13 protein-coding genes are annotated in these 10,951 nt (G+C 39.8%); 3 read left to right on the top strand and 10 right to left on the bottom strand.

What is annotated here, in order from left to right; all coding sequences use genetic code 11:
• Positions 1-88: 88 nt before the first annotated feature.
• Entirely contained in the window at positions 89-1,492 is a 1,404-nt protein-coding gene (locus KO525_RS12645; protein WP_215964185.1) for a carboxylesterase, read from the bottom strand.
• An 8-nt stretch (positions 1,493-1,500) separates the two neighbouring features.
• Positions 1,501-2,244, bottom strand: a complete 744-nt coding sequence (locus KO525_RS12640) for a helix-turn-helix transcriptional regulator (protein ID WP_215964184.1) — start codon at positions 2,242-2,244, stop codon at positions 1,501-1,503.
• Positions 2,245-2,400: 156 nt separating this feature from the next.
• Here KO525_RS12640 and KO525_RS12635 point away from each other — a divergent pair, with 156 nt between their 5' ends.
• Positions 2,401-2,742 carry a hypothetical protein gene (locus KO525_RS12635; protein ID WP_215964183.1) on the top strand — a complete coding sequence of 114 codons (342 nt, stop codon included), beginning with the start codon at positions 2,401-2,403 and terminating at the stop codon, positions 2,740-2,742.
• A 79-nt stretch (positions 2,743-2,821) separates the two neighbouring features.
• A complete protein-coding gene (locus KO525_RS12630) occupies positions 2,822-3,658 on the top strand; it encodes a DUF2145 domain-containing protein (RefSeq protein ID WP_252736871.1) in 837 nt (278 codons plus the stop codon).
• Between the two features lie 83 nt (positions 3,659-3,741).
• Here KO525_RS12630 and cysQ read toward each other — a convergent pair whose 3' ends face one another.
• Together cysQ and nudE are read right to left on the bottom strand one after the other, a co-directional pair.
• The gene (gene cysQ / locus KO525_RS12625; RefSeq protein ID WP_256448322.1) at positions 3,742-4,572 is read right to left on the bottom strand and encodes a 3'(2'),5'-bisphosphate nucleotidase CysQ; all 831 of its coding nucleotides are present in this window, start codon (positions 4,570-4,572) and stop codon (positions 3,742-3,744) included.
• A gap of 84 nt (positions 4,573-4,656) precedes the next feature.
• A complete protein-coding gene (gene nudE / locus KO525_RS12620) occupies positions 4,657-5,253 on the bottom strand; it encodes an ADP compounds hydrolase NudE (RefSeq protein WP_215964182.1) in 597 nt (198 codons plus the stop codon).
• 66 nt (positions 5,254-5,319) lie between these two features.
• Here nudE and yrfG point away from each other — a divergent pair, with 66 nt between their 5' ends.
• Complete coding sequence (gene yrfG, locus KO525_RS12615; RefSeq protein ID WP_215964181.1) at positions 5,320-5,979, top strand: GMP/IMP nucleotidase; 660 nt, start codon at positions 5,320-5,322, stop codon at positions 5,977-5,979.
• Between the two features lie 3 nt (positions 5,980-5,982).
• Here the strand turns inward: yrfG and KO525_RS12610 are convergent, their stop codons facing one another.
• The 6 genes from KO525_RS12610 to gspM all read right to left on the bottom strand — a co-directional run bounded on the left by KO525_RS12610 (position 5,983) and on the right by gspM (position 10,950).
• A complete protein-coding gene (locus tag KO525_RS12610; RefSeq protein WP_252736872.1) occupies positions 5,983-6,567 on the bottom strand; it encodes a DUF3833 domain-containing protein in 585 nt (194 codons plus the stop codon).
• Entirely contained in the window at positions 6,554-7,246 is a 693-nt protein-coding gene (locus KO525_RS12605) for a chalcone isomerase family protein (protein ID WP_215964180.1), read from the bottom strand. The genes KO525_RS12610 and KO525_RS12605 overlap by 14 nt, the downstream gene beginning before the upstream one ends.
• Complete coding sequence (locus KO525_RS12600) at positions 7,230-7,748, bottom strand: DUF2878 domain-containing protein (protein WP_215964179.1); 519 nt, start codon at positions 7,746-7,748, stop codon at positions 7,230-7,232. Before KO525_RS12600 ends, KO525_RS12605 begins: the two co-directional genes overlap by 17 nt.
• Positions 7,749-7,854: 106 nt before the next feature.
• Positions 7,855-9,132: a glucose-1-phosphate adenylyltransferase gene (gene glgC, locus KO525_RS12595; protein WP_215964178.1), complete on the bottom strand. Its 1,278-nt coding sequence runs from the start codon at positions 9,130-9,132 to the stop codon at positions 7,855-7,857.
• A gap of 580 nt (positions 9,133-9,712) precedes the next feature.
• Positions 9,713-10,450, bottom strand: a complete 738-nt coding sequence (locus tag KO525_RS12590) for a type II secretion system protein N (RefSeq protein WP_215964177.1) — start codon at positions 10,448-10,450, stop codon at positions 9,713-9,715.
• Positions 10,450-10,950 (bottom strand): type II secretion system protein GspM, encoded by a 501-nt coding sequence (gene gspM / locus KO525_RS12585; protein WP_215964176.1) that lies wholly within the window; start codon positions 10,948-10,950, stop codon positions 10,450-10,452. The genes KO525_RS12590 and gspM overlap by 1 nt, the downstream gene beginning before the upstream one ends.
• Position 10,951: the final 1 nt, after the last annotated feature.

Below are 10,951 nucleotides of genomic sequence, written 5' to 3'. Positions count from 1 at the left end.
AAGTTAACGATATAAATGGTTGCACAAGCGACACGGGATCGCTCGTGCTATTGACACGGTTTGTCTAATGGGTGACCCCATTGGTTTTCTAATTTTCTAAGGTGGCTTTGACAAAGTCATTCATTTTATCTGCCATATGGTCAAAATACGGATTAAACGTTAAGCGTCTAAGCACCGGGTTTTGATCTAAATTAGCAGAGGTGATTTCACCAATAGGCGCTACCGGCATGGTTTTACAAGCATTATAAGTTTCGTCACCAAAATGATGCTCACAGTATTTGTAGTTACCGTTCAAACCATAATGGGGATTTTTAGGTGAGTTAGGTACGCCATTGTGGGAAATGCCTAGCACCTTGCTGCACAATAACTGTGGACCACACTCTGGGATATGGATATTGACGCTTTGGCTGACATTATCGAGCTTTTTCCAATGACCGTAATAAATCAAGGTATCTTCGTTTTGAGTCGTTCTGGTATTGGCCTTATGCCATTTATTTAAAATAGCCAAAGTCCGTTTAGTATCTATAGTTTGGTCAACTTCGCTGGCAACAACAAAAAGTGGTACATCTGGAATAAATTTAATTTCTTTACCGTCGCCATTAATGCGTTTCATTAATTTATGTACTTGAGCGGCTGCATTAAAAGGAAACGACTCGTATTTTGCAAAGTCGATGTCAGCGCCCGTATTGATATAATCCAAATATGGGACGTAATCTATGTACTTTGCAGCCCAGGCAAAATCTGAATTAGCTTTACTTGCGGGTGACCACATCATCACACCTTTAATTTGGGCGAGTTCCGTACTAGTCCATTTTGTGTGCATTAATTGATCAATGATTAATGCACCACCAGTAGAAAACCCACCTAAGATCACATTATCAAAATCGCTTAACATTTGCTTCATGGCGTACTGGGTCGCCTGTCGCCATTCTCTCTCGGATACCTTGATAAGCGCCTCTGGTGCAGTGCCATGTCCTGGTAGTAATAAGGTTCGAACTGTAAGCCCCATTTTGTGGTATTCAAAAGCTAAATCATGAAATAAATAAGGTGAGTCAGTAAGACCATGAATAAGTAAGACACCCGTTTTTGCCGCCGTAATATCAGTTGTTGGTTCGGCGTCTAATTGAAATGGCGCAACAAGATCGGCGACGAGTTGCAGGTCTTGGTCTAGGTCAGGATATAGGAGTTGACTTGTTGTGGTTTGGATTGGGCACAACATTTCGCCTTTCGGATTATTTAATACAATTTGGTTGCGGGCAAATTTGAGATATTCGGAATAAGGACGATCACCTTTAAAATCAAACTTAAGCTTTTGAGGCGAAATTTTAAGTCGGCGTAGCTCTCCACTCTCTTCAAGTTGCTCGATTAAATTAATATCATCATTAATTGTTTCGCAATTTAAGTTTGTTGGTAAACTTTTTGCGCTAACTCCCTGGAAGGTGCTCAACAAAATAGCCATAACAATGGCCATCATAGAAATCCTAGCTAACATGCTTTTCCTTAATTTATTATTTTTCTTCTAAACTGTTCAAAAAGAGACGGTTCCCAAGGGCGCATGGCAAACAATAACCCCATATGTTTCCGCTTGTCTAACGGCAATGTTGCATCTTCTTGATTTAATATCGCCGTTTCTTTTGTTAATAGATTTAGTTTTCGTTTAATCACATCCACAGATGACTGAGAATAACGCCCTCTTAAGTAAAAACGAAAACTATCATCGTCGTCAAACTTGCTGGCCATAAAGCGACTTAACACTTCTTTTTCCATAAAGGATTCTAAAGGGCCGTGTTTTATCCAGCGAAAATCCTGTGCGATTAACAATTTATAATGATTATTTGGCAACAATTGGATCAGTTTAATTTTATCCAGTTTAGCCATTAATCTTATGCATTCAAACTTATCTATTTCGTAGTGACTGATGATTTCATCAAAGCTCCAACCGTCACGTACGCATACAGCAACTAGCAACAATTTTGGGTTATCAATTAATTCCTGCTCTTGCTCCAATGAAAGCTGACTTAGAGTTTGCTGTTGTTTGTCTGACAATACAAACAAATCCGACAGATTTATATCAATAAAGTTGCAAATTTGCTCCAGCCGGTCCAATGAAAAACTGCGGTTTGCAAAAATACGTTTGATATTTGCCTCACTCATCGACAAATGTTCAGCAATCTCTCTATACGTTAAGTTTTTTTGCTTAAGCAAAACCTTCAATGTTTCGGTTACTTGCAATATTTGACTCACGAATACCACCCAAAAGTATAGTTTTACAATACTTTAAGTCACTTAATCTTATACATCAAGCAACTTGGTTTACAACTTTAATACGACTGCCTACATTGAACTCGCTTTCAACAAGTCATTAACAAAATTTTTATCCAATAAACAAGGAAAGACCAAATGAATATTAAAACTACTTTAATCACTATTTTATTTGCATCGTTGAGCACAACAGCTTTCGCCAAAGGACCATCTGAAAATGGCAGTGCCGCCAGTAAACATTCTGTGTTAGCCGTAGGTCATGCTACTGCTTCAGGTGCCCAGGTAGCCAGTGCCGTAGTTGCCGTTCCCCTTCTAGCAGTAGGTAGTGTTGGATCTGTTGCGTTAGCTGCTGGCGAATCGCTGATGGGCAATGTTTCTGCCGCTAAACCTCAGGCTGTGGATAGAACAAAACCTCTGGAAATCACTGAGATCACAATCACAGTTGAACGCAATCCAGCAGAACAAATTAAGCAACAATAAATCCTGTCACACTTCCGATTCTCATTTTGAACAGTTGAACTAACGATATGGGTGCTAAGCACCCGACAAGGAATACAACATGAACATGAAAATTCGCCAACTTTTGCAAGCTTCAATAATGACGCTCGTGCTTTTAATGTCATCACCTTTTGTCCAGGCAGGAAGCCAACAAGGCAAACCGGCGGTGCATAAATCGGAAGATATAATCTCTTTTGCCAAGCAAGTTGAAAAATTTGCCGCCAAAAAACACGCTCGAGCTTTTATATTATCTCGCTTAGGGCAAGCTCAAAGCAGTCTACCTAACGGCATTGAGTTTACCCACACGGCGATTGCCATTTATTCAGAGATCAGCTTAGACGATGGAACAAAGGCAAATGGGTATGCTATTTATAATCTTTATCAAAACGCAGGTGATGCAAAACGCAGCCAGATAGTCATGGACTATCCCGCCGATTTTTTCTGGGGAGTTCACGAACTAAAGTCAGGGATTATTATTCCGTCGGAAGAAATACAAACTCGATTAATTCAAGCAATACAGAAAAATTATCACGTAACATTGCACAACCCCAAATACTCGTTAATCGCGAATCCGTTTAACAACAAATATCAAAATTGCACGGAACATACATTAAACGTACTTAACGCGGCAATTTATCAAACGGACGATATGAAGGTCGTAAAACAAAGCATCAAAAATTACTTTGAACCGCAACGCCTTAAAATATCACCACTTAAATTAGCTCTAGGCAATTTATTTGTAGATGGGGTTAGAACGTCAGATCACGGTAGAAAAAAGCAGACGACGACATTTACAACCATAGGAAATTATTTAACTGAGTTTGGTCTTGAAGACGGTAGATACACGTTAGTTTTTAATAAAGCGACTGGGTCATTATTAGAGACTAAGCATATATAGGTTTATGATTCAAAAACAAAAACGCTCAATCTAATATTGAGCGTTTTTTGTATTAAGAAGATTTTTGCGGTTAGCACTACTTATTAATCTCTCCGAGATACATGCGGGACAATAACGCTAGTCCAATCGAACTTTGAATCTGATGTCACCATAAAATCAGGGTTTAAGAATGACTCACGTAAGTTATACGTTAATTCACCAAATTCTGAGTCGATAATACAACCACCCGCTTCTTCTACGATAATTTGTGGCGCACCGGTATCCCATTCACCCGTTGGCCCAACTCGAATATAAATATCGGCGGTACCTTCAGCAACTAAACATGACTTAAGCGCACAACTGCCTAACGACACAAATTCAATTGGAATATCCGGCTTAATGTACTTTGTAATCGTATCGAGCGTTTGGACTCGGCTGATCGCAACGCGTAAATAAGGTTCTTCACGATTTATCGGTTTGGCTTTTATTTTCTGGCTTTCACCATTTTGAATTTTGAATGTGCCATGACCTTTACATGCCCAATATGTTGTTTTTGTCACAGGCACATGAACCACACCCAATACCGGCTGGCCATTTTTTATCAGAGCAATATTTACCGCAAAGTCTGAGCGACCGGCTACAAATTCCTGGGTGCCGTCTAAGGGATCGACTAGCCAATAAAGCTGCCAGTCTTTTCGGTCTTTTAAAGCAAGGTGCTCAGTTTCTTCTGACATAATAGGGATGTCAGGCGTCAAAGTTGTAAGCGCCGCCATGACAATTTCATTGGCAGCGTAGTCGGCACTTGTTACTGGTGACTCATCATCTTTACTAAATTCTTCAAAGTCGCCTTTAACAAAAAAGTCCATAATAGCTTCGCCTGCAGAAGTAGCGATGTCGATAGATAGATGAGCTAGCTGGGGTAAGGTAAATTCCAATTTATTGTCCTGAACAATTGCGTCAATTTAAAAGTAGCCGATAACTTGTATATTATCACGCATAAACTTGAATTCTATATTGCACTAAGGTCTAACCTTAGTTAAAAATTGTCTTGCTAAGAACAAAGCTGTCACGCTTCGAGCTTCAGAGAAATCTTCTCTATCCATTAATTCATCGCTGTCCTGCAGTTGCCAGTGTGACAAAACAAGCGGTTCTGGCTCATCACCAGGCAGCGTTTCTGGATATAAATCAAACGCAATAAAGATATGCATTTCTGAATTAAAGTAACTTGGAGCTATCGAAAGGGTTTTCAATTTAACTAAGCGTTTTGCACCAAACCCGATTTCTTCTTTCAATTCTCGGTTAGCAGCTTCTTCTGGTGTTTCCCCAGGGTCGATTAATCCTTTTGGAAAACCAAGTTCGTAACTGTGAATGCCCGCGGCATATTCACTGACTAAAATAAACTGCTCCTCGTTCACCATAGGGACAACCATCACAGCACCGCGTCCCGAGCTTTTCATTCGCTCGTAGAACCGATGTTCCCCGTTACTAAAAGTGAGTTCAACTTGTTCGATTTTAAATAATCGACTTTCCGCCACCAGTTTTGTTTCGTGCACATGAGGCAAGGTTAGTGAGCCTAGTTGTGTTGTCGATTTATTTTCAAATGTCTTACCTGACATCGTCTGCCTTCTGCTACTATTGCGTAATTAACTTCTTTAACTATAACGACTCGACGCCAGAAATCTATGCTTAATTGGTCACAAATTGAAACTGTTTTATTGGATATGGACGGCACGTTGCTGGACCTACATTTTGACAATCACTTTTGGATGGAACACACCCCAAAAGCCTATGCGATAAAACACAATATCCCGCTTGCTCAAGCAAAAACTGAACTTAAAAAACAGAACGATGCTGTGTTTGGTCAATTAGAGTGGTATTGCCTTGATTATTGGCAAAAGGAACTCGATCTGCCGATCGTCCAACTCAAGCGTGAAATTAGTCACCTAATTCAATTGCGAGAAGATACCGTGCCATTTTTAGACGCGTTAAAAGCCGCAGGAAAACGAGTGGTTTTGGTCACCAATGCACATCCAGATTCGTTAAGTTTAAAAATCGAAAAAACCCAGCTTGATTCTCATATTGATGAATTAATTTCTTGTCATCAATTTGGCGCAAGTAAAGAAAGCCAACATTTATGGACCCAGTTGCACGCCCATTTAGACTTTGATCCGTCTCGCACTTTATTTGTCGACGATTCCGCAAGAATTTTGCACGCTGCTGAGCAATTTGGTATCAAACACCTGCTAGCGGTTTCGAATCCGGACAGTAAAAAGCCACCAGTGAATATTGATGGCTTCGTAAATACCAGTGATTTTAGAAATTTGCTTAACGACATTATCTGATCACTAAATTACTTCTTTATTGCATGAACGAAGTGGCTGTTGCTTGTCAAAAAACAACGTTATTTCTGCCACTTCAACTCCAAATTTACGCATAGAGGTGCGATTAAAAACGCGATACTCATCCAGTTGATACATCCAATCATCTAAAAAGAATTCATAACTTGAACCGTCAATGTCTAAGCTGAGGTTGTATTGCCATTGAAAAGCAAACCCCGATGTTTGTCCCGACGCCACGCCAACAACATCATTCGCAGTTCCGCTATATTGATTGTTCTGCGTTTTGGTTAAGTTCCAAATCCGTTGACTGACTTCCCCGTCGTCAAAATAAAACCATTCATTAAGTTGGCCATTTGATTGGTTATTTACCTGTTGCCACTGTCCTTCTAACTCAACACAAAATCTACGGTTCACCTTGTTGGTATAATCTTGGATCATACCCCACGCCACAACTGGGCCATTAAAATAGGTTTCTAACTGAAAGTTTCCCGCTGTTGTCTTGTATTCACCAATATCAGTGGAACACCCACCTATCAGCGCTATAGAACCAGCTATCATTGTCGTCATTAGGGTTTTATTAATTTGGTTCATTATTCTGACTTCCTATTAGTTGTTGCCGTAACGTCGGTTCAGTGGAGTTTTTTGCCAACCATATTCCGGTAAAAAATGTCCCAAACTCTGTTGTTAGTTGAGGTCCTATTGGTTGGTCATTAAAATAAAACAGACTGCCCTTGCTGTTAACTTCAATTGCTAAACTGTCTGACGCGCTAACATTTGGCCAAATGTCTAACAGCACATCACGAAACTTGGCCATGTCTTCGGGGTTTAGTTTTTGTTTGCGCCACTGATCAAACGTATTGTCAACGAGGTCCTGTTTTTCAATATCTCGTAGATAGGTTAGTTTGAGATACAGAGGTAAATTTTCACGGTAGTTATCGTTATCGCCGTCTATGTATTTACCATTTTGTGTGTACAACGCTGCGTCATAAATTGACCAAAATGCAAATTTAAACCGCCCCTTACCTACCAATTTGAGTGGTCTTGAGTCGACCGTATTATTTGTCCTATTCGATTCGATATTGGCGCTATTTGCGTTAGTTGAAACAGCGTTTTGTCCCAATGTTAGCTGCGCAATTGGTGATCCATTACTTTGAGTCGCAAGTGCACCACTAACAAACGTCAACAAAGTGATATATAACCATCGAGCCGCCGTTTTGTGGGGATATTTAGTAACCATGTGCAATCGCTTACTATTATAGAGATGAGGCATAACGGCCTCCCTGTCGCGTAGAATGGTCGACAATCAAACGGGTGAACAACCCAAATGACATCCCCCAAACAAATGAATAACTTAAGAACAATAAAAACGGCTTAACCTGAGACGTTGCCGCGCCAAACTCGATCCCAGCTAAGTAACTTAGAGGACCAAACAAAGAACCACAAATGACAGCGAGCAGCGGATGTTTAGCGAAAAATTTCATTGAATGGTTAAGTGTTAACGCAAAACAGGTCCAAAGAACAACTAACCAAAATGGCAAAAAACCTGGCAATAATGCAAATTGGTCGAAGGAAATAATCCCTAATTGGATCATCAAGGTTTCAATAATACAGCCACTTGCAGTGACAATCAGTGCTAGTTTAATGTCTGCTCGACGATAGGCTTTATTTAAATACAAATGCAGGCAAATGGACAAAATTGAAATAGGCACAAAGTACGTCTGATACGCAATCAACCCAAACCAATTAACTTGAAACCAAATAATATTGAACATCGAACACCTCTAACCGCAGTTAGTAGGTAGTACGGAGGATAAGTTTAATAGGATCAAAAAACGCGACTGTTTATTGAAGTCGCGTTTTTACTATTTTTCCGGAAATTTAATCTTCAAAAGAATAACCGTGCGGCAATCCTTGCATAGAGCGGGTAATTAGAACCACACCCTTATTTGTAACTCGGTAGCCCGCAGCTCGGTCTGCATCATGATCATAACCAATTACTGAGCCTTCAGGAATAATACAACCACGGTCGATTATCGCTTTTTTAATCTTACAATTCGCTTCAATTGTAACACTCGGCAAAATAACTGAATCTTCAACTTCAGAGTGAACTTCAACTTTTACGTTTGAAAATAGCAAAGAACGTGTAACAACTGCGCCTGAAATTATGCAACCAGCTGAAACCACTGATTCTAATGCCATACCTTTTTTGTCTTCGTCATTAAATACAAACTTAGCTGACGGTAATTGCGCTTGGTAAGTCCAAATCGGCCAGTCCTGATCGTACAGATTTAATGCTGGGGTAGTTGCAATCATTTCCATGTTTGCTTCCCAGAAAGAATCTAATGTACCAACATCTCGCCAATAGGCTTTCTCATCTTTACTTGGCGCTCTAAAGCCATAAGCAAAAACTTTTTCAGCCGCAATGATTGAAGGAATAATATCGTTACCAAAATCATGCGAAGAGTCAGGGTTTTTAGCATCCGCCTCTACTAGATCAAGTAGGAAGTTTGCATCAAATACGTAGTTCCCCATCGAGGCTAGCGTAAATCCTGGTTTTCCTGGGATTTCAGCAGGCTCAGCAGGTTTTTCTTGAAAGTCGACAACGCGATAGTCTTCATTTACTTTCATTACGCCAAATGCGCCAGCCGCTTCTTCAACCGTCGTTTCAATACAACTTACAGTCATCTTTGCTTCTGACTCAACATGTTGAGCAATCATTGGTCCGTAATCCATTTTATAAATGTGATCACCAGACAATATCAAAATGTATTTAGGACGCATGCCTCTAATAATATCGATATTTTGATAAATCGCGTCTGCTGTACCTAAGTACCAATTTTCTGAATAACGTTGTGACGCCGGCATGATTTCAACCGTTTCGCCAAATTCACGTTTAAAGTGGCTCCAGCCGTTAACCAAGTGGCGAATGAGAGAATGAGCTTTGTATTGAGTTAATACACCGATTTGTCGAATACCAGAATTGACACAGTTGGATAAGGGGAAGTCAATTATGCGAAATTTTCCGCCAAAATAGACCGAAGGTTTTGCACGCCACTCAGTCAGTTCTTCTAAGCGACTCCCACGTCCACCAGCCAAAACCAATGCCATAGTATCTTTTGTTAGTGCGCTTACGTAACGCCCTGGGGGATTTGCCATTGTTTTTCCTTTTTTTGTCATGATTAAACAACGAATGACATCATGAATTGCACTTAATAATTAATGCACATTCCCTACTCGTTATTACAGATAAATTAATTTCAGCAATGAATACGAATTCAATTAACATACCTAAACTAAGTGTATTCTGTGTTACATACAAAGAATAATTTTATGCATAATCAGTCATCGCACCAGTTGATTGGTTATAACTAAAAAAACGATTAAAAAACGCTCTACCCTGCGGCGCTCAAAATTTCACAACCGATTGAATTTTAAGTTAAATTAATTTCACGTGTTCTGGCTTCACTATATTTTGAACAAAACACACATTTGATTAATAAACCGTCAGTCTAAAAATTAGAGGAAATTTTATTGATTAATATCGATTTTTTAAAACAGAGAAAACTTAATACGTAGATGTTGCTAACCGTTTTGGTGCATTACTGCCTTAAAATCATACAGCTCATGTATAAAAGTGAAATGGACCAATTAAGTTTATTTATCGTGGTGAGGTGAATTATTTTTGATTCATCAAGCTGATCACAAACCTTGCATCTGTGACCAGCTCAATAATGTATTAAAGAACTATTTTATATTTACCTTTAACATCGGGTTTACCAAACATGGACAAACCATTGTGTACCGCTTTTGGTAATGTGGCGTCAGGTTTTAAGTAACCGTCAAAACCGAACTTTGTTGTGGATTCAATTAATGCCTGCCCTTCCAATCCGAGTCGATTTTGGCCATTAAACTTAACCGTGACGTTATTTTCCTCACAGGCTAACTCTGCGGCAATCGTACCAAATGCAATCGGGCCACCAAAGTCGATTTCAGATTTAGACCAGACCAATTCCCCATCCAATGTATCGCAAAGTGCTGAGGAATATTGATAGTCGATTATGTCTAAAATAACTCTGCCACCAACATTAGCAATAGGTATTGGTGAATATTTTTTTAGACTCGATGCCGGTAAACGAATGACTGAACGAGTGACTTTCAAGCCAGACATCGAATACGAGACCGTTCCCTTACCGCTGTATTGCGAGACGTCACGCACCGGACCAAACTTAAATTTCACTTCTACCTGCGCTAGAAGCAGCTTTAATGGCGATACCTGCCATTCTACTTTGTTTAATACTTCACCCTCGACCTGAAGGCGTTTAATTTTTCCTTGCCATACCGTGCCGCTCATTTGCTCGTATGCGATACCTTTTGGTAAGTCAAAACGTTCGGCAATCAGTGACACTGGCATTTTGATCAACACTAGTATAATCAGAAAGATAAAAAATAGGATAACGGCTTTAATCATCGACATTAACTGCGCCCCAAATCAAGACGGCGTATTTTTACCCGCCCATCTACATCTGAACGTGAGAAGTCGATGCTCTCCACGGCAATGCCATGTCGATTTTGTAACTCTGTTAACCAAGTCACAAATTTGTTAAATCCGACTTCTTCGATACCCACTCTAACCGTATCTGTTTTTTGCGGCTGCAAGCGAGATATAGTGACTCCGTGCTTACGCGCAGAGGCATTAATAAGTTGTGTAATTGAGCTTTGGCTCGTTTTAGCAACGCCACCGCCTTTTGCCGACTCTATAATATTAATTTGCTCGGCTGCCCAGTCGTTTAACTCAATTTGTTTCTCAAGCTTTTGCGTTGACTGCTCTAAACCCGTATTCACTGTGCTAATAATCGAATACAAAGCAAACAGAGGTAAAAAGATAGCCAATGCTAGTAACAGTTTTTGTTCACTGTCATTTTTGGTTTGGTAATAAGCAGATATTTTGTTTCGTAATTCAGATAACTGACTCATA

The organism is Psychrosphaera sp. B3R10, from assembly GCF_018861025.1.
Classification (GTDB): Bacteria; Pseudomonadota; Gammaproteobacteria; order Enterobacterales; family Alteromonadaceae; genus Psychrosphaera; species Psychrosphaera algicola.
This window is presented reverse-complemented; position numbering and strand designations above follow the sequence as displayed.

Coding starts and splice junctions, on each gene's coding strand:
- KO525_RS12645 (WP_215964185.1), bottom strand. CDS start 1,492: ATGTTAGCTAGGATTTCTATGATGGCCATTGTTATGGCTATTTTGTTG.
- KO525_RS12635 (WP_215964183.1), top strand. CDS start 2,401: ATGAATATTAAAACTACTTTAATCACTATTTTATTTGCATCGTTGAGC.
- KO525_RS12630 (WP_252736871.1), top strand. CDS start 2,822: ATGAACATGAAAATTCGCCAACTTTTGCAAGCTTCAATAATGACGCTC.
- nudE (WP_215964182.1), bottom strand. CDS start 5,253: ATGTCAGGTAAGACATTTGAAAATAAATCGACAACACAACTAGGCTCA.
- yrfG (WP_215964181.1), top strand. CDS start 5,320: ATGCTTAATTGGTCACAAATTGAAACTGTTTTATTGGATATGGACGGC.
- KO525_RS12610 (WP_252736872.1), bottom strand. CDS start 6,567: ATGAACCAAATTAATAAAACCCTAATGACGACAATGATAGCTGGTTCT.
- KO525_RS12605 (WP_215964180.1), bottom strand. CDS start 7,246: ATGCCTCATCTCTATAATAGTAAGCGATTGCACATGGTTACTAAATAT.
- KO525_RS12600 (WP_215964179.1), bottom strand. CDS start 7,748: ATGTTCAATATTATTTGGTTTCAAGTTAATTGGTTTGGGTTGATTGCG.
- glgC (WP_215964178.1), bottom strand. CDS start 9,132: ATGGCAAATCCCCCAGGGCGTTACGTAAGCGCACTAACAAAAGATACT.
- KO525_RS12590 (WP_215964177.1), bottom strand. CDS start 10,450: ATGTCGATGATTAAAGCCGTTATCCTATTTTTTATCTTTCTGATTATA.
- gspM (WP_215964176.1), bottom strand. CDS start 10,950: ATGAGTCAGTTATCTGAATTACGAAACAAAATATCTGCTTATTACCAA.